The following is a 19,974-nucleotide window of genomic DNA, read 5'->3' as shown; positions in this document are numbered from 1 at the left end:
GGCACGGGTACCGGTGGAGGCGACCGGCGCTCCGGGCGGGCCGAGAGCCCCCGCACGGAACGCCGGTCGCCTCCACGCTCAGCCGGCCATGCCCTTCTTCAGCGCGGTACTGATCTGAACCGCCCGCCGGGCCTGCAACGCGGCCGCGCCCAGGGCGATGCTGTCCGGCGCGATCTCGCCGTTGTTGCTGGTGTGCGACGCGCCGTAGGGGTTGCCGGCGACGAACTGGCTCGGGTCGGTGTACCCGGGGGTGACCACGATGCCGCCCCAGTGGTGGATGATCGTGTACAGCGAGACCAGCGTGGTCTCCTGGCCACCGTGGGAGGTGGCGGTCGAGGTGAACCCCGAGTAGACCTTGTCGACCAGGGCGCCCTGCGCCCACAGCGGTCCGGTGGTGTCGATGAACTGCTTGAGCTGGGCGGCGATCATGCCGTACCGGGTCGGGGATCCGAAGATCACCACGTCGGCCCAGGAGATGTCGTCGATCTGCGCCTCCGGCACGTCCTGGGTCTCCAGGTGGTGCGCCTGCCACCCCGAGTTGGAGCGGATCGCCTCGTCCGGCGCCAGCTCGCGCACCTTGCGCAGCCGCACGTCGGCGCCGGCCTCACCGGCGGCCTCGCACACCGCCTGCGCCATCTGGTACGTGATGCCGGTCGCGCTGTAGTAGATCACCGCGACCTTGGTCTGGGCAGCCATCGAATGTCCCCTCCTCGATTATCGGATCAGCCCCGACGACTTCCCGTTACTTGCCGCGTCAAACGCCGGCCTGGTGGGAGGCACCGGGTGACATGATCGGCAGATGGAGATCAGGGAGGCGAGCCCCGCCGACTGGCCCCGGATCTGGCCGTTCCTGCGCGAGATCGTGGCGGCCGGCGAGACGTACACGTGGCCGCGCGACGTGGGCGACGAGCACGCCCGGACCCTGTGGATGGTGCCGCCGCCGGGCCGCACCGTGGTCGCCGTCGACGCCGACGGCACGGTGCTCGGATCGGCGAAGCTCACCCCGAACCAGCTCGGGCCGGGCGACCACGTGGCCAACGCGAGCTTCATGGTGGATCCCGCCGCCGGCCGGCGCGGGGTGGGACGGGCGCTCGGCGCGTACGTGCTCGAGCAGGCCCGCGTCGACGGCTACCGGGCCATGCAGTTCAACGCCGTGGTGGCCACCAACACCCGGGCGGTGGCCCTGTGGCGCTCGCTCGGCTTCACCGTCGTCGGCCGGGTGCCGGAAGGCTTTCGGCACCCGACGCAGGGGTACGTGGACCTGCTGGTCATGCATCGACAGCTGTGACCGTGGCTCAAGATTTCCGCAAGTTCCGGCCGGCATCGGCTCCCGCCGTGCCACGGGCGGGGATCCTGGTCGCACCGGCGCCGGCCGTACGACGGCCGCCCCCGCGCCGGTCGACCTGAACGGGGGATCGCGCTCCGCCGGCACCGTCGCCGGCGTAGCGCGATCAGGGGTCGCGACCCCGTCACTGCTCGATGCGGTCCCGCAGGTCGTCGACCTGCTGCTGGAGCCGGTCCACCGCGCCCTCGTTGTTGAGGAACGTGGTGACGCCCGCGCCGAGCGCGAGTCCGATCAGCAGGGCGAGCACGCTCAGCACCAGACCGCCGATCGCCACTCCCCGGCCGGTCACACCCGGACGGCGGGCCATCTTGAGGCCGACGATGCCCAGGATCACGCCGATGATGGCGAGCACCACGCCGATCCAGGCGAGGATCGCGGTGAGCACGCTGATCAGGGCGGCAACGCCGAAGACCAGTGCGAAGGTGGCGGCGGCGCTGGTCTTCGCCGCCGTGCCCGGTCCCCCGCGCCGCTCGGTGCGGGTCGGTGCGCCGGCACCCCGGGCCGGCTCGTTGTACGCAGTCATGTCGCTCCCTCCCGTGCGCTGGCGCGCATACCTCCGCGCGCCGCATCCCCCCTCGGAAGCGGCCTATGCCTCGGTGTCGGTGCCGGGTCCTAGGCTGACCGCGACCCGGAGGAGGACGGTGACCGTCGACCTGACCCCACGCGCGGCACTCGCGCTGCGGATGACCGGCCTGCTGCTGCGGCCCCGCCCCACCAGGCGCATGGACGGCGTGTCCGACGTGGTGGAGTGGCTCGGCGCCATGCAGGCGCAGGACCTGGCGAGCGGCCTGTGGTCGCTGGGGGTCCGGCTGCCGGCGCTGTCCGAGGCGGACGTACGGGCCGCGCTGGAGCGCCGGGATGCCCTGCGCACCTGGCCGATGCGGGGCACCGTCCACCTGGTCCCGCCCGCCGACGCCCGGTGGATGCTGGAGCTGACCGGCGTACGCCTGCTGGCCGGCGCCGCGACCCGGCGGGCCGCGCTCGGGCTCACCGAGGCCGACGCGGACCGGGCGGCCGAGGTGCTCGGCACCGCGCTGGCCGGCGGCGGCCGGCTGACCCGCGCGCAGTGCCTGGCCACGCTGGAGGCCGCCGGCATCCCCACCGGCGGGCAGCGCGGCTACCACCTGCTGTGGTACGCGAGCGTTCGCGGCGTCACCTGTCTCGCCGGCGCGGACCAGTCCTTCGCGCTGCTCGACGAGTGGGCGCCGGCACCGCTCCGCCCGGAGCGGGACGAGGCGCTGGCCCTGCTCGCCCTGCGGTACGTGCGCGGGCACGGCCCGGTCACCGCCCGGGAGTTCGCCGGTTGGACCGGGCTGACCCTCACCGACGCGCGGCGCGCCTTCGCCGCCGCCGGTGACTCCCTGGCGGAGGTGGCCGTCGACGGGGAGCCGGCGTCGGTGGACCCGGCCCTGCTCGACGCGCCGCCCCGGCCGGTCGACGACCTGCTGGTGCTCCCGGGCTTCGACGAGTACCTGCTGGGCTACCGCGACCGGGCGCTGATGCTCGACCCGGCGCACGCCGGCGCGATCGTGCCGGGCGGCAACGGCGTCTTCCAGGCCACGGTGGTACGCGCCGGCCGGGTGGTCGGCACGTGGAAGCGGACCGTCGGCCCGACACGGGTGACGGTGACCATCCACCCGCTGGTCGACCTGGACGCACGGCAGCGCGGCCGGGTGGAGCGGGCCCTGGGTCGCTACGCGGCGTTCCTCGACCGCGAGCTGCAGGTCGGCTGGCCCGCCTGAGCTCAGGCGCTGTCCTCGCCTGCCGGGCGGGGACGGCCGGCGGTGAGCAGTTCCGCGATCCGGGCGACCCGCGGGTCGGCACGGATCTCGGCCAGCGACGCCGGCAGGGGCAGCCGCCAGTTCGGGTACTCGTCCACCGTGCCCGGCATGTTCGGTTGGCGCACCTCGCCCAGCACGTCGTAGAGGGACGCGGCGAGCAACCGGGTCGGGCTGGCCGCCAGCGCGGCGTGCAGCGCCTCCACGATCTCCTCGTCCGACGGCGACGCGGCGTCCTCTGCTGGTTCCGGGAGCAGCTTCTCGGCCCGCAGCATCGCCACGAGTTCCCGCCGCTCGGTCTCGGCGCGCTCCCGCTCGGTGGCCACGTCGCGGGCGAGCAGCTTCAGTTCGGCACGGACCCGCACGTGCTCCCCGCTGAGGAAGCCCCGCGCGGTGGGCAGATCGTGGGTGGAGATCGTCGCCAGCGCGGTACGCGGCCAGCGGGCCGGCGGGAGGAAACCACCGTCGTCGTCGCGGGCGAACCAGAGCACGGTGGAGCCGAGCATGGTGCGCTCGCGCAGGCCACGAGTGACGGCCGGCTCGACCGTGCCCAGGTCCTCACCGACCACCACCGCTCCCGCCCGGTGCGCCTCCAGGGCGAGGATGCCGAGCATGGCGTCGGCGTCGTAGTGGACGTACGTGCCCTCGGCCGCACCGGCGCCCGGCGGCACCCACCACAGTCGCCAGAGCCCGGCGACGTGGTCCACCCGCAACCCGCCCGCGTGCCGCAGGACCCGGCGCAGCATGTCGCGGTAGGCCGCGTACCCGGTGGCGGCGAGCCGGTCGGGACGCCAGGCGGCCAGCCCCCAGTCCTGGCCGAGCTGGTTGAAGTCGTCCGGGGGTGCGCCGACGCGGACGCCCTCGGCCAGCACGTCGGCGAGCTGCCACCCGTCGGCCCCGCCCGGGTCGACTCCGACGGCCAGGTCGTGCACGATGCCGACCGGCATGCCGGCGGCCCGCGCCGCGTCGGCGGCGGTCGCCAGCTGCGCGTCGCAGAGGTGCTGCAACCAGGCGTGGAAGGCCACCCGGTCGGCGAGGCGTTCCCGCTCGGCCGCCACCTCCGGCGCGTCCGGCCGGCGCAGCTCCATCGGCCAGCGGCGCCAGTCGGCGCCGTGCCGCTCGGCCAGGGCGCACCACGTCGCGAACGCCGTCAGGTCCTCGTCGGCGTCGGCGTCGAACGGCTCGCCGGAGGGCCGTAGCAGCTTCAGGGCGTGCCGCTTCGCGGCCCAGACCGCGTCGTAGTCGACGAGGTCGCCGCGGTCCGGGCGCAACGCGTCCACCACCGCCCGCGTCGCCGGGTCCGCCGCCCGGTACGCGGAGGTGTCGGCCACCCGCAGGTAGAGCGGGTTGGTGAAGCGCCGGCTGGACGGCGAGTACGGCGAGGAGGTCACCGGGTGCGTCGGCGCGGGCGCGTGCAACGGGTTCAGCAGCACCAGTCCGGCGCCGGTGCGCCCCGCCCAGTCGGTGAACTCGGTCAGGTCACCGAGGTCACCCATGCCCCAGGACCGTTCCGAACAGAGCGCGTAGAGCTGGAGCATCCATCCCCAGGCCGCGGGCGGTTCGGGCAGCCGGCGCGGCACCACCACCAGCGGCACGTCCCGACCCTGGCACTCCAACCGGTGCCAGCCCAACGGCAGGTCCCGGGGCAGCTCGCCGTCGACGCGGCGGGTGCCGCCCTCCTCCAGCAGCACCGTGGCGGGGCCGGGCAGCGGGCGGGTGGCGCCGGCGGTGAGCACCACCGTCGGGGGCAGCGCCTCGGGGTCGCGCGCCTCGACCTCGGCCAGCGCGTCGGCGATCGCGGCCGGGCCGGTGGCGTCCACGCCGAGCAGCCCCAGCACGGCGACGACGGTCTCCGGCGCCACCTCCACCCGGCGGTGCAGCCAGTCCTCGTACGAGGTCGCCACGCCGTGCGCCCGGGCCAGGGCGGCCAGTTCTCGATCCATGTCCCATCCACCTCCCCAGCCCCAACGGCCCCACCCTGCCACGTGGTGCGGGTCCACGCAGTACTGCTCCTATCCGGCGCGCCATCGACGTGACCGCTCCGGCCGGGCGGGTATCCAGGCCGTGACACGAGAGGGAGGAAACCCATGAGGCTCAACGCACAGCAGGCCAACTCGCTGTACGGGCAGGACGTCAAGGACCGGTCGGGTTCGAAGATCGGCAACGTGGGTCAGATCTGGGCCGACGCCGCGGGCGAGCCGACCTGGGTCAGCGTGAAGGCGAGCGGGATGGGCCGCAAGGAGGCCATGGCGCCGCTCGACAAGGCGCGGATCGGCGACGGCGGGCTGACGGTCGGGTACGACACGTCCACCGTGAAGAACGCTCCCGCCGTGGACGCCGGTGCCGACGAGCCGTTGGGCGAGGCGCAGCTCCAACAGCTCTTCGCGCACTACAACCTGGTACCGCAGACACCGCCGACCGCCCGAGGGCGGGCACCCTCCGCCGGCGGTGACCTGATCAGGTCGGAGGAGCGGCTGCGGGTCGGCACCGAGAGCGAACCGGCCGGACGGGTACGACTGCGCAAGTACGTCGTGACCGAGGACGTCCACACCACCGTGCCGGTCGAGCACGACGAGGTGTACGTCGAGCGGGAGCCCATCGCCCCCGGCGACGCACGGCGGACGCGCGCCGACATCGGGGAGGCGGAGCAGGAGATGATCCTGCGCGCCGAGCGGCCGGTGGTCGCCAAGGAGTCGGTGCCGGTCGAACGGGTCCACCTGGCCAAGGACGAGGTCGTCGAGGAACAGCCGGTCGACGAGCAGATCCGGCGGGAACGGATCGAGGCGGACATCCCGGAGGCGAGCCGGCGACGTCGCTGACGACAGACGCGTCACGGGCGGGTGGGCCGGTTCGGCCCACCCGCCCGCACGCCGCTCGCCGACGGGTTCAGCCGACCGGGATCGCGGCGGTGGGCCGGGCCGCGGCGTTTGCCGTGGAGACCTACCATGCGCGGCATGGGCATTCGGCGTGGGCTGGTCGGTCTGATCGCCGTCGTGGTCGTCAGTGGTGGCGCCACGGCGTGCTCACCGCGGCATTCGACCCAGGCCACGATCGAGGTGGATGCCGAGACCGCTCTGGCTGATCAGGCCGTTCATGTGCGGGTGTCGGGCTTGCGGGCCCGCGAGACCGTCACCGTCGCGTCACAGGCCGCCGACGCCCGGGGTCGCTCCTGGCGTGGGGAGGCGACCTTCGCGGCGGACGGCGACGGCGTCGTCGACCTCGATCGGTCGGCGTCCGTGTCGGGCTCCTACCGTGGCGCCGACGGCATGGGCCTGTTCTGGTCGATGCGGCCACCGACCGGCGATCCGGACCAGGAGTGGTTCAGTCCTGGGTACCCGGAGGTGGCCGGGGCGTTCGAGGTCCGGTTGACCGTGACCGTCGCCGGGCGGGAGATCGCGACGCGCACCGTGACCCGGCGGTGGACCGCGCCCGGCGTGACCCACCGCACCCTGGCACTCGATGCTGACGGAGTGGCCGGCGTCCTGTTCCTGCCGCCCGAGAACGCGGTGAGCCGCCCCGGCGTACTGCTCCTCGGTGGGTCCGAGGGCGGTGTGGGGCGGAAGTACGACGCGGCGCTGCTCGCCTCGCACGGCTACCCGGCGCTGGCGCTGGCCTACTTCGGCGCGCCCGGCCTGCCCGAGACTCTGCGCGACATACCGCTGGAGTACTTCGTGACGGCGGCGCGCTTCTTGCGTGCGCAGCCCGGGGCCGACCCCGGAGGGGTGGTGGTCAACGGCTACTCCCGCGGCTCCGAAGCGGCGCTGCTGCTGGCCGGGTCCTACCCCGAGATCGTCCGCGGCACCATCCTGTACGCGCCCAGCGACGCCGTCTGGTCCGGGTTTCCCCACGGGGGCCACGCCTGGACCAAGGGCGGCGTCCCGGTGCCGCGGACCGCCATCCCGGTCACCGACGTGGCCGGTCCGGTCCTCGCCATCGCCGGTGGCGAGGACCAGGTCTGGCGGTCCGCCGCGCACGCGCGCCGGATCATGCGCCGCCTCGACGACGCCCGGGTCGCCGCCGCACACCAGGCCCTGGTCTATCCGGACGCCGGCCACGGTGTGGGCAGCTTCCCGTACCTCGCCGCGGGCACGTCGACGATCCCTCCGGGCACCGACGTCGTCAGGAGGCTGGGCGGCACCCGCGAGGCCGACGCCTCGGCTCGCCACGACAGCTGGCCGAAGGTCCTTGCCTTCCTGGCTGGCTGATGTACCTCCCCTCGAACTCGGCCTTGAGCATGAGGCGGGCCACGGGACACGGCCACGGCTGGCCACACGCACGCACGGCAAGCCCAGACCGGCCCCGCGGTACGCCCGCGCCACCCTCAGCGGCGGCCGGTTCACCGCCGAGGAGATCGACCGGAACGTGGCGTCCCGGCGCGACCGGCAGGCGATCCTGGAACGCGACCGCCCGCCGCAGTTATCGCCGTCGGACGAGGCGGTGCTCCCCCGCCGGAAGTCGCTCGAGCGGATCAAGGAGGCGGCGAAGTCATGGATGCACTGATCCCCCGGTGGAGCAAGTCGAGCAGGTCCGGCGGCAACGGCGGTTCTTGTATAGAGGTGGCCGACAACCTGCCGGGCGTCGTGCTGGTGCGCGACACCAAGGACCGCGACGGCGGCACCCTCCACTTCGCCCCCTCATCGTGGCAGTCGTTCGTCGGTCTGGCGAAGCGGATCGGCCCGGTGGGCTGACTTCCCGGCAACACAAGCAGGCCCCGCAGCGTCGGCTGCTGGGGGCCTGCTTCGTCGTATCGGTCGAGGATGTCGTTCAGACGATCTTCAGTGCGATCATCGTCTCCGGAGAACGGGCGCGAACATGACGCGTGCCGTGTCAGCAGGGGCGAGCGGACGGATCCGCGGCCGAGCGGAGCGCAGATGATCACGGGTTACGACACTGTTCTCATCACCAGTGGGCCAGTCGACGCCGGCATCCGGGCGATGCTGGACGGCCTGCACCGCAGATGGCCGGACATGTTGGTCGCCTTGGGCGGGGAGTACATCGGGCCGTTTCTTCCATGGCGCAGCACACGTGAGCAGGTGCCGGTCGGCGCAGGTGAGGTGTACGTCGCGCGCGATGCGGAGATGGAACGGCGTTGGGACGATGTGGGTTACTCGCTCATGGAGCACGCCGAGGGACCGTTCGCGGTGCTCTACCAGCCCGCCAGCCAGCCGGCGGTCGAGATCCAGCTCAATGAGAACCCCTACGAACGAAGGGGATTCGGCTTCGAGCCGTACGCGGCGACGTTGGTCACCGCCGGCTTGTCGCTGGTCACCATCGTGACGCCGGACGCGGACAGCCCTTTCAGCCGAGGACTGCTCGACGCGCTCAGAGAGGCGCTGATCAGTCATGCACACGGCTGATCTTTCCGCTGGGACCTGTCGGCTGGACATCCTCGTCTGCCACGATGTGCGCGCCTGGCTTGCTGTCCGGGCCTACCTTGTGAAGCTCAGTGCCGGCAGACTCCGGACGGACGGGCATGCAGATCATCGAGCACAGCATCATCGGGACCCGTTCTGCGGTGCTGCGCCTTCGGCGCCCCGGCAGCCAGTTGCAGTTCGTGCTGTTCCCCATGCTTCATGTGGCGAGCCCGGAGTTCTACGCGGCGGTGGCGCAACGGCTCCGGCAGTGTGACCTGCTCGTCGTCGAAGGCATCAGCGGACGCTCGGTACTGACGTGGGCCATCACGCTCACCTACCGCGTCATGCCAGCCAATAGAAGTTCCGGACTGGTGGTCGACAACATCGCGTACCAGTCGCTCGGCGTCGAGCTGCTCAATGCGGACGTGACGACGGCGGAGTTCGCCCAGGGCTGGCGAGCCATGCCGCTGCGATACCGGCTACTGATGTGGTGTGTCGTTCCCATCGTGGTCGTCGCCCAGTTCTTCGGGGGCACGCGGCGGCTGCTCTCGCCTGAGGTCGAGTTGAACGACCTGCCCAGCGCGAAGGACGAGACGTACTCCGACAGCGAGTTCACTGATCACTTCGAGCGCACGTTCGGCGGCAACCGTGATGAGCGGTTGCTTGCCGCGCTGTCCGAGCTTGTCCGTACGCGTTCGTCGGAACGGATCGACGTCGCGGTCGTCTACGGTGCTGGACACGTGCCAGCGATCGTGCGGGGACTCATGGACCGACACGGCTACCGCCCCCGGACGGCCGAGTGGCTCACCGTGCTGGATGCGTGAGCGCGCCGCCCGATGACAGGACGCAGGTGGGCCAGTTGCTCTTCGGCGCAGGCCTTGCGATGCTTCGCGGATGTCCTCCCTGCCGGGCAGATGGAATCCCGCGGGCTGGTCGAGCGGAGCGCGGGCGGGGCCGGGCCGCACCGATCCGGGTGACCGACGCCGGTACGGCGCTGCTCCGGGAGGCCGGCAGGCTGGTCGATGCGCTCGACTCCGCCGTCCGGCAGCGGCTCGGCGCACGGGACCACCGGGTGGACCGCCTCCTGACGGTCCTGGAGGACCACGTCGGCGACGGCTGACGGGGGCGGCGGCGCGAATGCCGAACGGGGACGGTGACCGCTCGCCGCCGGTCGGGCTCACGGTGCACTCGTCGGCGGTCTGCGGAACGGTCCCCACCCCACGAAGCGGCTGAACAGGTCCCGCGGGCTCGGCCCGTCGTGGGGGTTCAGGTGGTACAGGTCGTGCATCGCCTCGTACAGCAGACCGGCGAGGTAGATCGACAGGGTCGGGTACCTCCCCTCGAACTCGGCCTTGAGCATGAGGCGGGCCACCGGACACGGCCACGGCTGGCCACACGCACGGCAGGCCCAGACCGGCCGCAGTGGAGTGTGCGGCGGCTCGCCCTCGGTGCGGTGGCGAGGGTGCTCCGGGTACGGGCCGAGCCTCGGCTGCGGCAGTTGCGTGAAGATCACCGGCGGTCTCCTCTGCGGGCGGGGCTGGCTTGCGGTCCAGCCTCGTGACAGTCTGCTGAGGACACCGCTACCGTCGATACGCGCTCCCGGCATCCGCGCAGGTCAGCGATACAGCCGAGCAGTCATGGGGAGCACGTCGGCGAGGACGAGCAGGAGATGGGGAATCGATGGGGACCGCTGCCGGGTACATCATCAGCGAGCTGCGCCTGTTCCGGGCCGAGCTCGGGCTGAGCCAGGACGACTTCGGCCGCGCCATCGGTTACTCGGGGTCCCATGTCAGCTCGGTGGAGACCGGCGGCCGGCCGCCCACCAGGGAGTACATGACGGCGGTCGACACCGCGTACCGGACCGGGGAGCGGTTCGCCCGGATGCTGCGCGACCTGGGTCAGCTCGACACCGCACCGCCGTGGCTACGCGAGTGGATCGAGTTCGAGCGGGAGGCGACCACGCTGCGCTGGTTCGAGGTGTCCTACCTGCCCGGCCTGCTCCAGACCGAACGGTACGCCCGTGCCACCCTCAGCGGCGGCCGGTTCACCGGCGAGGAGATCGACCGGAACGTGGCGTCCCGGCGGGACCGCCAGGCGATCCTGGAACGGGACCAGCCGCCGCAGTTCATCGCCGTCATCGACGAGGCGGTGCTCCGCCGGCCGGTGATCGACCAGCCGGGACTCATGCTGGAGCAGTGCGAGCGTCTGATCGAGCTGGCGGCGTGGGAGCATGTCCAGTTGCACGTCGTGCCGGCGGACGCCGGGATGTACCTGGGCCTGGCCGGCCAGTTCATCATCGCCGAACTGCCGGACGGCGAGCGGGTGGCTTATGCCGACAACCAGCTCAAGGCGCAGATCGTCGATGCCCCGGCGGATGTCGCTAAGCTGTCGAAGACGTGGGAGATCGTGCGGAACGAGGCGCTCCCCCGCCGGAAGTCGATCGAGCGGATCAAGGAAGCGGCGAAGTCATGGATGTACTGACCCCCCGGTGGCGCAAGTCGAGCAGGTCCGGCGGCAACGGCGGCGCGTGCGTCGAGGTGGCCGACAACCTGCCGGGCGTCGTACTGGTGCGCGACACGAAGGACCGCGACGGCGGCACCCTTCACCTCACCTCCGCGTCGTGGCGGTCCTTCGTGGACCTGGCGAAGCGGGTCGGCCCGATCGGCTGACATCACGCAACTCCGGGTGGCGGCGCCGACCGTCCTCTTCGCACAAGCGGGCTGGCCGGTGCGTAGGCGAACCGGCCAGCCCGCTTGATTCGAACCTGGCGGTCAGGTTTCTCGACCGGGTCAGGCGAAGCTGGGTGCCGCCTGCGTCTCGGCCTTGGGGTCGTCGCCGAAGCGGTTCGTCCCGGGTGTGCCGTCCTTCACGAAGAACACCAGCAGGACGATGGCGCCCACGAACGGCACCAACCCGATCAGCAGCCACCAGCCCGACTTGTCGGTGTCGTGCAGGCGTCGCACGGCGACCGCCAGCGTCGGCAGCAGGAGCGCCAGGCTGACGATGAGGCCGAGAACGCCGAGGGACCCGCCCTCTCCGAGGGACATTCCCAGTACACCGTCCAGGAAGCCCGCGACCAGGGAAACGAGGAAGCTGAAGAGGGCGAACCACCAGTACTCCGACCGGCGGGCCCGGCCCTTGAAGCCGACGTACTGAGTGAGAACCGACTTGATCGCGTCGATGAAGGACATAACTGTCTCCGGTTTTTCGAGAGGTTGTGCGAGGTCATCGCGGACGCAGCCAAGCAGATCGCCCCCCGAAGATCAACGGCCGACCAGCGAGAATTTCTCAGACCTGTGGCGGCCGACTGGTACTTCCTCGCTGTGGTAGGCGTTCAGCGCCCGGACGCAGTTTCGGGGAAAGTGCTGCCTTCCATGTCGCGGAGGCCGCACTTTCCCCGAAACTGCTGGCTGCCGACGGCAGCCCGCGGATCTCGTCAGTCGGCGAGGGCGCCGGCCGCTCGGCCCTCGTGCAGCGTGAGGTTGCGGCCGTTGGTCGGGTCGAACAGGTGGATCTTCTCCAGGTTGAACCACACCCGCCGGTTCTGCCCCTCGGCCACCGGGGACTCGGCCGACAGCCGGGTCACCAGGTTCGCCCCGCCGCCGGTGAAGTCCGCGCCCGCGTCGGCGGCCAGTTCCTCCAGCTCGGCGGCACTGGCCCGCTCCCCCTCCACGGTGAAGTAGACGTACTTGTCCGAGCCCATCGACTCGACGATCTCCACCGGCGCCTCGAACTCCATGCCGCGCCGGCGCGTGTCGTCGTCGACCAGTTCGGCGTCCTCGAAGTGCTCCGGCCGGATGCCGAGGATCAGCTCCCGCGGGGCGTCGGCGCTCTCCAGTTCCCGGCGGACCCGCTCGCCGATCGGCACGTCACCCAGGGCGGTCCGCAGCTTCCCGTCCTCCACCGCCGCGTGCAGGAAGTTCATCGACGGGGAGCCGATGAAGCCGGCGACGAACAGGTTGCGCGGGTGGTCGTACAGCTCCTGCGGCGGGCCGACCTGCTGGATCGCGCCACCCCGCATGATCACCACACGGTCGCCGAGGGTCATCGCCTCGGTCTGGTCGTGGGTGACGTACACGGTGGTGGTGCCGAGCTGCTTCTGCAGCCGGGAGACCACGGTCCGCATCTGCACCCGCAGCTTGGCGTCCAGGTTGGACAGCGGCTCGTCCATGAGGAACGCCTTGGGCTGCCGGACGATCGCCCGCCCCATGGCGACCCGCTGGCGCTGCCCACCGGAGAGGTTGGCCGGCTTGCGGTCCAGCAGCGCAGTCAGCTCCAGGACCTTCGCGGCCTCGTCCACCTTCTGGTTGATCGTTTCCTTGTCCAGCTTCGCCAGCCGCAGCGGGAACGCCATGTTCTCCCGGACCGTCATGTTCGGGTAGAGGGCGTACGACTGGAACACCATCGCGATGTCCCGGTCCCGGGGGGCCTTGTCGTTGACCTTCTGCCCGCCGATGCGCAGCTCGCCGGAGCTGATGTCCTCCAGGCCCGCGATCATGTTCAGGGTGGTGGACTTCCCGCAGCCGGACGGGCCGACCAGGATGACGAACTCGCCGTCGGCGATCTCCAGGTCGACGTCGGCCACCGCGACGGTGCCGTCCGGGAACTTCTTGCTCACCTTGTCGAGCACGATGTCAGCCACGACTACCACCTATCCCTTGACTGCGCCGGACGTCAGGCCGGACACGATGCGGCGCTGGAAGAAGAGAACGAACAGGATGATCGGAACGGTGATCACCACGGCGGCGGCGCAGATCGCCCCGGTGGGGTCCTCGAACTGCGACTCGCCGGTGAAGAACGACAGCGCGACCGGCACCGTACGGGCCCGCTCGGTGGAGGTCAGCGTGATGGCGAACAGGAAGTCGTTCCAGCAGAAGATGAAGACCAGGATCGCCGTGGTGAACAGCCCCGGCGCGGCCAGCGGCGCGATGACCCGGCGGAACGCCTGGCCCTGCGTCGCGCCGTCCATCTTCGCCGCCTTCTCCAGGTCCCAGGGGATCTGCTTGAAGAACGCCGACAGCGTGTAGATCGCCAGCGGCAGGGCGAAGGTGATGTACGGCAGGATCAGGCCCGGCCAGGTGTCGAAGAGGCCGAGCTGCCGCTCGATCTCGAACAGCGGCGACACGAGCGACACCTGCGGGAACATCGCGATCAGCAGCGAGACGCCGACCAGCAGCTTCTTGCCGGGGAAGTCCAGCCGGGAGATCGCGTACGCGGCCATCGCGCCGAGGACCACCGCGATCAGCGTGGCGATCAACGCGATGCCGATCGAGTTGACCAGCGCGCGGACGAACTGGTCGGTCTGGAAGATCGTCCGGTAGTTGTCCAGCGTCCACTCGCGGGGCCAGAACTTGCCGTCGGTCAGCGTCGCCGGCGTCTTGAACGACAGCGAGGCGATCCAGAGCACCGGCACCAGCGCGAAGACGACCACGATCAGGTCGAGCAGGCCCCAGCGCACCTTGGCCTTGGTGGTGGTGTCAGCCATGTCAGCGCCTCTCCCCGTCGTCGCTGCCCGGGGCAGCGGTACCGAACAGCTTCACGAAGATGAAGGCGATGATCGCCACGGTGAGGAAGATCAGCACCGACATCGTCGACCCGATGCCGAGGTTGAGGCCCCGGATCAGGTTGTTGTAGGCGATCATCGAGACCGACGAGGTCTCGTTGGCGCCCGCGGTCAGCACGTAGATGTTGTCGAACACCCGGAACGCGTCCAGGGTGCGGAACAGCAGCGCGACCAGGATCGCCGGCTTCATCACCGGCAGCATCACCTTGGTGAACCGCTGCCACGCGGTGGCGCCGTCGGTGGAGGCGGCCTTCAGCAGGTCCTCCGGCACCAGCGCCAGGCCCGCCATCAGCAGCAGCGCCATGAACGGGGTGGTCTTCCAGATCTCGGCGAGCATGATGATCGCGAGCGAGCTGGCCCGCTCGGTCAGCGGCGCGCCCTCGCTGAACAGGTTCGCGAGGTAACCCGTGCCGGGCGTCCACGCGTACCGCCAGGAGAAGGCGGCGACGACCGTGACGATGCCGTACGGGATCAGCGCCGCGGTCCGGACGATGCCGCGCCCGACCAGGGTGCGGTGCATGATCAGCGCGAGGCCCATGCCGAGCACCAACTCGACGGCGACGGTGACCACCGTGATCAGCATGGTCACGCCGAACGCCGTCCACCAGAACTCGTTGGTGAGCACGGTGACGTAGTTCTCCAGCCCGATGAACTCGCGCTCGGCCGGGAAACGCAGGTCGAAGCGCTGCATCGACAGCCAGATCGAGTACAGGATCGGGTAGGCGGTGACCAGCAGCATGACCAGCGCGGCCGGGGCGCAGAGCAGCCAGCCGAGCTTGCGTTCGGCCCGCTTGTTCTCGCTCAGCGGCGCCTTCCGGGCCCTACCGGTCCGCTGCGCCGGCACGGCGGCGTGCCGGCCGGTCGAGCGGGCGGCGGTCTCGTCGGCGGTCACGTCCGCGCCCGCCGGCGTGGCGTTGATGCTCATGCCGTCCCCTCCCTTCGGTCGGCGACGCCACGAGCCTCGATGGCGCTGAGCCGCATGGTTCGATCGCTGCGCTCGCTCACGGCAGCACCCCCTTCGACACGAGTGCGTCGGCGATGGCGGAGCGCAGCTCGTCGGCGGTGCTCTGCGGGTCGATCCCCGACGGCGGCGACAGGATCGCCGACATGACGGTCGAGATGCTCTGGTACGCCGGGGTCAGCGGACGGACCGCCGGCTCCCTCAGCTCCTCGAGGATGGTCTCCTTCATCGGGTACGCCTCGGCCATCTCCGGGTCGTCGTAGACCTTCTCGATGGTCGGCGGCACGCCGTCGTTGATCGCGGAGAACTTCTGGTTCTTCTCGTTGCGGATGCACTTCGCGGCCTCGAAGGACTCCTCGGGGTGCTTCGAGTACGCGCTGACGGCCATGTTCACCCCGCCGATGGTGACCTTGCTCGGGGTGCCCTCGTCGATGCCCGGGACGCGCGCCCAGCCGACCTGCTTGGCCAGGTCCGGGTTCGCCTCCTGCAGGGCCGGGTAGACGAACGGCCAGTTCACCTGGAACGCGCCGCCGCCGGACTGGAACTCCAGCCGCACCGGGTCCTCGGTGGCGTTGCTGAACGACGGCGAGGCAACGCCCGACGTGGCGAACGCCTTGAGCTGCTCCAGCGCCCGCACCGTGCCCTCGTCCATGACGGCCTGCTCGCCGTCTTCGCTGAGGATCCGGCCGCCGGCGCTCTCGGCGAGGGTGTTGTAGAGGACGACCAGGCCCTCGTACTGGGCGCCCATGGTCAGCACCTGGTACGGCTTGCCCTGCTGCTTGAGGTCCTGGGCCGTCTTGATCATCTCGTCCCAGGTCGTCGGCGGCTCCTGGACGAGGTCCTTGCGGTACCAGAGCAGCTGCACGTTGGTGTTCTTCGGCGCCGCGTAGAGCTTGTCCTCGTACCGGGCGGTGTCCAGCGGTCCTTCGAGGGTGCCTGCCTCGGCCTCCGCCTTGTTCTCCCCGGTCCACTCCAGGATCCAGTCCGCGCTGGCGAACTCCTGGGTCCACGTGACGTCGAGGCCGAGCACGTCCATCCCGGTGTCCTGAGCGGCGAGCCGACGCACCATCTGCACCCGCTGCTCGTCGGCCTGCCGGGGCAGCACCCGGTAGGCGATCTTGTACCGTCCCTGCGCCTGCGCGTTGCAGTCGTCGACCACCTTCTGCAGGTTCTGCTCGGGCGGGTAGTACAGGTTGATCGTGGGTGTACCGCCGTCTCCGTCACCGGAAGCGCACGCGGCCATGGGCGCCACCAACGTCAACGTCGCGGCCGCCGCCAGCGCGCGTACACGCGTCCGGCGTCGGGTCTTGTCAGGGTCGCTCATCACCCCTCCCCTCTTTCTCGGCGAGGCCGGGGAGAGGCTTTCCGTGCCCCGGCGCACGGCGAGACGGCGGGGCGTTGACCAGGCATTCCGTCGAGCCCCGGGCGTTTCGTGGCCCCAACACTGCCCGACCTGCGAAGTCCCGAAACCTTGCGCTGCCGAGACGGAACCGACAGTCACCGGTGTGGCGCGAATCACCGCGCTGCGCGCCGCCGTTTCCGACCGTAGGCTCGCCGAATGGACGCCACGTTCTTCTTCGATCCCGCCTGCCCGTGGACCTGGCGCACCTCGCGCTGGCTCGTCGCCGTCGCCGACGCCCGCAACCTACGCATCGAGTGGCGGGCGTTCAGCCTGGCCATCCTCAACCAGGGCAAGATCGCACCGCAGTTCGCCGAGGCGCTGGAGGCATCGGGCCGGGCGCTGCGCCTGGTGGAGGCGCTGCGCGCGCAGGGCCGCCACGACGACGCCGGCCGGTTCTACACCGAACTGGGGACCCGCACCCACGACGCGGGCGACCCTCCGGGACCGAAGGTCCTGGACGCGGCCGTCGAGGCGGCCGGCCTCCGCGACGCGGCGGCGGCGCTCGACGACGACAGCTGGGACCAGGCGGTACGCGAGTCGCACGCCCTCGCGTACGCCTCCGCCGGCCCGGACATCGGCTCACCGGTGCTGATGGTGCCGGGCGCCGACCGCGGCATCCACGGCCCGATCGTCACCGAGGTTCCCGGCACCGACGACGCCCTCACGATCTGGGACTCCCTGCTCCCCCTGATCCGCATGCCCCTGTTCCACGAGGTGAAGCGCGCCCGCCACTGACCGCGAGGTACGCGCGCCACCGACGCGAGGAGCGCGCAACGTCGGGGAAGTTGTCCCCTCTCTGCGCCGGGAGGCAGCAACTTCCCCGAAGTTGCTCGCGATCCCCCGCGTTCGGGGGTTGTCCACAGGGGCGGACGAGGGGGCCCGGTGGCGGGCAGGGTGGGGGGATGCCTTTTCCTCCTCGGCGGCCTTCGGCTTTGCGGGGGCGCATTTTTCGGGGGTCGGAGGTCGTCTCGCGGGGGGTGCTCACCCGCGCTGAGCTTCGGAGCAGCGCGTGGCGGCCCGTCTTCAAGGACGTCTACGCCGACGCCCGGCTCGTCGTCTCGCATCCGGCCCGCTGTGCCGCAGCGGCACGGTGGTTGATCCCGCCCGATGCGGCGATCGCCGGGCGAAGTGCCGCGGCCCTGTTCGGAGCCGGACGCATCGAGCGACACGAGCCACTCGACGTCCTGGTGCCCACCGCCCGACGATTCGGTCCGGTGGCCGGTCTGGCCGTGCACACCGCAGGCCTGCCCGGCACCGACGTGGTCCGACGGGCCGGCGTTCCGGTCACCACGCCGGTACGCACCTGCTGGGATCTCGCGCAGTGGCTCCGGGTGGAGGACGCCGTCGCCCTCGTCGACGTTCTCGTCCGTCGCCGGCTCGTCGACCCGGCGCAGCTGAGCGAGCGGGCACGCCGGCACACCGGAGAGCGCGGCTGGAAGCGGATGCTCCGGGTCGCCGAACTGACCGACGGCGGTGCCGAGTCACCACCGGAGTCGCGCCTGCGGGTCCGGCTGGCCCTGGCCGGCCTGCCCGCCCCGGTCACCCAGTTCGTGGTCGACCGTGACGGCGGCTTCGTCGCCCGACTCGACCTCGCCTGGCCCCAGTGGAAGATCGCCATCGAGTACGACGGCATCTGGCACCACGACCCGGCACAGCTCCACCGGGATCGGCGCCGGCTCAACCGCCTGGTCGGTGACGACTGGATCGTCCTGCACCTGACCTCGAAGCGCTTCGCGACCGACTTCGACGGCTTCCTCACCGAGGTCCGCCACGCCATCCGCACCCGCAAGCGCTGATGACGGCCGGACCTGGGGCGCAACTTCGGGGAAGATGTCGCCTCCCCCGCGCCGGAGGCAGCACCTTCCCCGAAGTTGTCGCCCGCAGCGGCCCGCGGGCGGGGTGCGGTGCGGTGGGGTGGGGGGTGGGGCAGGATGGGGGCATGATCGCGCGGTTCAAGGATCTCTGTCTGGACGCTGCCGACGCTCCCGCGCTGGGGGCCTTCTGGGGGCGGATCCTCGACGCAGAGGTCGTGGACCTCGGGGACGGTGACGTGCGGGTCGACCCCGGGCGGACCGGCGCGGGCGCGGAGTCGATCTGGGTGAACCGGGTGCCGGAGCCCCGTACCGTCAAGACCCGCGTACACCTGGACCTGAGGCTGCCCGACGCGGACCCGGCGGCGCTGGTCGAGGCCGGCGCGCGGGTGGTCCGCGAGCCGGACGCGGAGATCAGCTGGTGGGTGCTGGCCGATCCGGAGGGCAACCTGTTCTGCGCGTTCGGGCCGCGCGAGGGCGAGCGGCCCGGCCCGTTCGAGCTGGTCGTCGACAGCGCGGACCCCGCCGCCGAGGCCGCCTGGTGGTCGCGCGTCGTCGGGGGCACGGCCCACACCAGCGACAAGGGCTACGCCTACCTCACGGGCGCCGCCGGATTCCCGTGGCAGTACTGGGTCTTCGACCCCGTGCCGGAGCGCAAGACGGTGAAGAACCGCCTGCACTGGGACGTCGACCTCGTCGACAACGACCCGACGGCGCTGATCCGGGCCGGCGCGACCCTGCTGCGGGAGCCGGACGACGCCATCTCCTGGTGGATTCTTGCCGACCCGGAGGGCAACGAGTTCTGCGCGTTCCCGCCGCGTCCCACCGAGTGAGCGGGCGGTTACCCGACACCCATCGGGTGGATTAGCGTCTACCTGCGCGTTCGCCACCGACGTCGACCACGCCTCGGCCGACCCCAGTCCGCCCGATCGGTTGGTTCTCGCGGGAACTCCCACCGCCACGGCACCGGTTGGGCAGGATCGACCCCACGAGGAGGTGCCGTCGTGCAGGACACCCGCGCTCTCGCCCTGACGTTCGAGGTGAGCGGCCTGCCACCGGTCAAGACCGAGGCGCTGTCCATCTTCGCTGCCGGTCACCGGCAGGCGACGAGGGTCCGCGCCCTGCTCCAGGCGGCCTGCGCCGCGGCCCAGCGCACCGGCTGGACTCCGCTGTCCGGGCCGGTCGAGGTGGACCTCGTGCTGCGCTGCCCGCCGGGGCACCGCACCTCCGACGCGAGCACCCTGCTCGGCGGGGTGTGCGCGGTGCTCCAGGACAAGAAGCGGGTCGCCAGCATCGGCCTGGCCCACCTCGGCGTCCTGGTGGACGTCGCCCTCTACGGCGACGACCGGCAGATCCGGAAGTTGTCGTACCGGGAGGAGCCGGCGGAGGACTTCTCCTACCAGGTGCGGGTGGCCGCCGTCCCGCACGGGGTTTGACCGACGTCCGCGGTGGGGTACCGCGGACGCCGACGAAGGGAGCACCGATGTCGGAGCCACATGTCACGCTGGACCCTCGCGGGCTCGACCCGGTGCAGGAAAAGCTGCGCGGCCCGCTGGAGGACCAGCTGACCTCGGCGTTGCAGGCCGCCGCCGAACGGGTGCGCGCCAGCTACGCCGGCGAGCCGATCGAGCAGGTCTGCCAGCGGCTGCTGGACGAGACCCGCGCCGGCCTGCACCCCGACATCGCGGCCGGCTTCAACCCGGACATGGACGAGTTCTGCCGTGTGGCGGTGGCCATCGTGCGCGGCGCATCCTCCTGAA

General features: G+C 71.4%; 25 protein-coding genes. 16 read left to right on the top strand and 9 right to left on the bottom strand.

Annotated elements, in window-relative coordinates; genetic code table 11:
* Positions 1 to 78 precede the first annotated feature (78 nt).
* Positions 79 to 696, bottom strand: coding sequence for an NAD(P)H:quinone oxidoreductase (gene wrbA, locus ACIBR0_RS17340; RefSeq protein WP_396716660.1), 618 nt, complete (start codon positions 694 to 696; stop codon positions 79 to 81).
* A 103-nt stretch (positions 697 to 799) separates the two neighbouring features.
* Here wrbA and ACIBR0_RS17335 point away from each other — a divergent pair, with 103 nt between their 5' ends.
* Complete coding sequence (locus ACIBR0_RS17335; RefSeq protein WP_396716658.1) at positions 800 to 1,288, top strand: GNAT family N-acetyltransferase; 489 nt, start codon at positions 800 to 802, stop codon at positions 1,286 to 1,288.
* 181 nt (positions 1,289 to 1,469) lie between these two features.
* On the opposite strand, the gene ACIBR0_RS17330 is transcribed toward ACIBR0_RS17335, so the two are convergent.
* On the bottom strand, positions 1,470 to 1,868 hold the full coding sequence (locus ACIBR0_RS17330) for a DUF4190 domain-containing protein (protein WP_396716657.1): 399 nt from the start codon (positions 1,866 to 1,868) through the stop codon (positions 1,470 to 1,472).
* Between the two features lie 118 nt (positions 1,869 to 1,986).
* On the opposite strand from ACIBR0_RS17330, the gene ACIBR0_RS17325 reads away from it, so the two are divergent.
* Positions 1,987 to 3,087 carry a winged helix DNA-binding domain-containing protein gene (locus tag ACIBR0_RS17325; RefSeq protein WP_396716655.1) on the top strand — a complete coding sequence of 367 codons (1,101 nt, stop codon included), beginning with the start codon at positions 1,987 to 1,989 and terminating at the stop codon, positions 3,085 to 3,087.
* A gap of 2 nt (positions 3,088 to 3,089) precedes the next feature.
* Here ACIBR0_RS17325 and malQ read toward each other — a convergent pair whose 3' ends face one another.
* Positions 3,090 to 5,066 (bottom strand): 4-alpha-glucanotransferase, encoded by a 1,977-nt coding sequence (gene malQ / locus ACIBR0_RS17320; protein ID WP_396716653.1) that lies wholly within the window; start codon positions 5,064 to 5,066, stop codon positions 3,090 to 3,092.
* Between the two features lie 144 nt (positions 5,067 to 5,210).
* On the opposite strand from malQ, the gene ACIBR0_RS17315 reads away from it, so the two are divergent.
* The 7 genes from ACIBR0_RS17315 to ACIBR0_RS17285 all read left to right on the top strand — a co-directional run bounded on the left by ACIBR0_RS17315 (position 5,211) and on the right by ACIBR0_RS17285 (position 9,597).
* Positions 5,211 to 5,942 (top strand): YsnF/AvaK domain-containing protein, encoded by a 732-nt coding sequence (locus ACIBR0_RS17315; RefSeq protein WP_396716651.1) that lies wholly within the window; start codon positions 5,211 to 5,213, stop codon positions 5,940 to 5,942.
* A 135-nt stretch (positions 5,943 to 6,077) separates the two neighbouring features.
* Positions 6,078 to 7,328: an acyl-CoA thioesterase/bile acid-CoA:amino acid N-acyltransferase family protein gene (locus ACIBR0_RS17310; RefSeq protein WP_396716649.1), complete on the top strand. Its 1,251-nt coding sequence runs from the start codon at positions 6,078 to 6,080 to the stop codon at positions 7,326 to 7,328.
* On the top strand, positions 7,309 to 7,623 hold the full coding sequence (locus ACIBR0_RS17305; protein ID WP_396716647.1) for a Scr1 family TA system antitoxin-like transcriptional regulator: 315 nt from the start codon (positions 7,309 to 7,311) through the stop codon (positions 7,621 to 7,623). The genes ACIBR0_RS17310 and ACIBR0_RS17305 overlap by 20 nt, the downstream gene beginning before the upstream one ends.
* Entirely contained in the window at positions 7,611 to 7,811 is a 201-nt protein-coding gene (locus tag ACIBR0_RS17300; RefSeq protein ID WP_396716645.1) for a DUF397 domain-containing protein, read from the top strand. The genes ACIBR0_RS17305 and ACIBR0_RS17300 overlap by 13 nt, the downstream gene beginning before the upstream one ends.
* 183 nt (positions 7,812 to 7,994) lie before the next feature.
* On the top strand, positions 7,995 to 8,480 hold the full coding sequence (locus tag ACIBR0_RS17295) for a hypothetical protein (protein ID WP_396716643.1): 486 nt from the start codon (positions 7,995 to 7,997) through the stop codon (positions 8,478 to 8,480).
* A 116-nt stretch (positions 8,481 to 8,596) separates the two neighbouring features.
* Complete coding sequence (locus ACIBR0_RS17290; protein ID WP_396716641.1) at positions 8,597 to 9,301, top strand: hypothetical protein; 705 nt, start codon at positions 8,597 to 8,599, stop codon at positions 9,299 to 9,301.
* A gap of 149 nt (positions 9,302 to 9,450) precedes the next feature.
* Positions 9,451 to 9,597 (top strand): hypothetical protein, encoded by a 147-nt coding sequence (locus ACIBR0_RS17285; protein WP_396716639.1) that lies wholly within the window; start codon positions 9,451 to 9,453, stop codon positions 9,595 to 9,597.
* 57 nt (positions 9,598 to 9,654) lie between these two features.
* On the opposite strand, the gene ACIBR0_RS17280 is transcribed toward ACIBR0_RS17285, so the two are convergent.
* Positions 9,655 to 9,990: a hypothetical protein gene (locus tag ACIBR0_RS17280; RefSeq protein WP_357034349.1), complete on the bottom strand. Its 336-nt coding sequence runs from the start codon at positions 9,988 to 9,990 to the stop codon at positions 9,655 to 9,657.
* A 167-nt stretch (positions 9,991 to 10,157) separates the two neighbouring features.
* Here ACIBR0_RS17280 and ACIBR0_RS17275 point away from each other — a divergent pair, with 167 nt between their 5' ends.
* Positions 10,158 to 10,958: a helix-turn-helix transcriptional regulator gene (locus ACIBR0_RS17275; RefSeq protein ID WP_396716637.1), complete on the top strand. Its 801-nt coding sequence runs from the start codon at positions 10,158 to 10,160 to the stop codon at positions 10,956 to 10,958.
* Positions 10,946 to 11,146 carry a DUF397 domain-containing protein gene (locus tag ACIBR0_RS17270; protein ID WP_396716635.1) on the top strand — a complete coding sequence of 67 codons (201 nt, stop codon included), beginning with the start codon at positions 10,946 to 10,948 and terminating at the stop codon, positions 11,144 to 11,146. The genes ACIBR0_RS17275 and ACIBR0_RS17270 overlap by 13 nt, the downstream gene beginning before the upstream one ends.
* 120 nt (positions 11,147 to 11,266) lie before the next feature.
* Here ACIBR0_RS17270 and ACIBR0_RS17265 read toward each other — a convergent pair whose 3' ends face one another.
* From ACIBR0_RS17265 to ACIBR0_RS17245, 5 genes are all read right to left on the bottom strand, one after another.
* Positions 11,267 to 11,668 (bottom strand): DUF805 domain-containing protein, encoded by a 402-nt coding sequence (locus tag ACIBR0_RS17265; protein ID WP_396716633.1) that lies wholly within the window; start codon positions 11,666 to 11,668, stop codon positions 11,267 to 11,269.
* 245 nt (positions 11,669 to 11,913) lie between these two features.
* On the bottom strand, positions 11,914 to 13,119 hold the full coding sequence (locus tag ACIBR0_RS17260) for an ABC transporter ATP-binding protein (protein WP_396716631.1): 1,206 nt from the start codon (positions 13,117 to 13,119) through the stop codon (positions 11,914 to 11,916).
* Between the two features lie 9 nt (positions 13,120 to 13,128).
* Positions 13,129 to 13,962 carry a carbohydrate ABC transporter permease gene (locus ACIBR0_RS17255; RefSeq protein WP_396716629.1) on the bottom strand — a complete coding sequence of 278 codons (834 nt, stop codon included), beginning with the start codon at positions 13,960 to 13,962 and terminating at the stop codon, positions 13,129 to 13,131.
* A 1-nt stretch (position 13,963) separates the two neighbouring features.
* On the bottom strand, positions 13,964 to 14,965 hold the full coding sequence (locus ACIBR0_RS17250; protein WP_396716628.1) for a carbohydrate ABC transporter permease: 1,002 nt from the start codon (positions 14,963 to 14,965) through the stop codon (positions 13,964 to 13,966).
* 76 nt (positions 14,966 to 15,041) lie between these two features.
* On the bottom strand, positions 15,042 to 16,325 hold the full coding sequence (locus ACIBR0_RS17245) for an ABC transporter substrate-binding protein (protein WP_396716626.1): 1,284 nt from the start codon (positions 16,323 to 16,325) through the stop codon (positions 15,042 to 15,044).
* Between the two features lie 234 nt (positions 16,326 to 16,559).
* On the opposite strand from ACIBR0_RS17245, the gene ACIBR0_RS17240 reads away from it, so the two are divergent.
* The 5 genes from ACIBR0_RS17240 to ACIBR0_RS17220 all read left to right on the top strand — a co-directional run bounded on the left by ACIBR0_RS17240 (position 16,560) and on the right by ACIBR0_RS17220 (position 19,973).
* Positions 16,560 to 17,138: a DsbA family protein gene (locus ACIBR0_RS17240; protein WP_396716624.1), complete on the top strand. Its 579-nt coding sequence runs from the start codon at positions 16,560 to 16,562 to the stop codon at positions 17,136 to 17,138.
* Between the two features lie 242 nt (positions 17,139 to 17,380).
* The gene (locus tag ACIBR0_RS17235; protein WP_396716623.1) at positions 17,381 to 18,199 is read left to right on the top strand and encodes an endonuclease domain-containing protein; all 819 of its coding nucleotides are present in this window, start codon (positions 17,381 to 17,383) and stop codon (positions 18,197 to 18,199) included.
* A 143-nt stretch (positions 18,200 to 18,342) separates the two neighbouring features.
* Positions 18,343 to 19,047, top strand: a complete 705-nt coding sequence (locus ACIBR0_RS17230; RefSeq protein WP_396716621.1) for a VOC family protein — start codon at positions 18,343 to 18,345, stop codon at positions 19,045 to 19,047.
* A gap of 171 nt (positions 19,048 to 19,218) precedes the next feature.
* On the top strand, positions 19,219 to 19,650 hold the full coding sequence (locus ACIBR0_RS17225) for a hypothetical protein (RefSeq protein ID WP_357040435.1): 432 nt from the start codon (positions 19,219 to 19,221) through the stop codon (positions 19,648 to 19,650).
* A 47-nt stretch (positions 19,651 to 19,697) separates the two neighbouring features.
* The gene (locus ACIBR0_RS17220; protein WP_396716619.1) at positions 19,698 to 19,973 is read left to right on the top strand and encodes a hypothetical protein; all 276 of its coding nucleotides are present in this window, start codon (positions 19,698 to 19,700) and stop codon (positions 19,971 to 19,973) included.
* The last annotated feature ends 1 nt before the right edge of the window (position 19,974 follow it).

The organism is Micromonospora sp. NPDC049497, assembly GCF_044465805.1.
Taxonomy (GTDB): Bacteria; Actinomycetota; Actinomycetes; order Mycobacteriales; family Micromonosporaceae; genus Micromonospora.
Note: the sequence above shows the minus strand (reverse complement) of the source record. Positions and strands in the feature narration are given on the sequence as shown.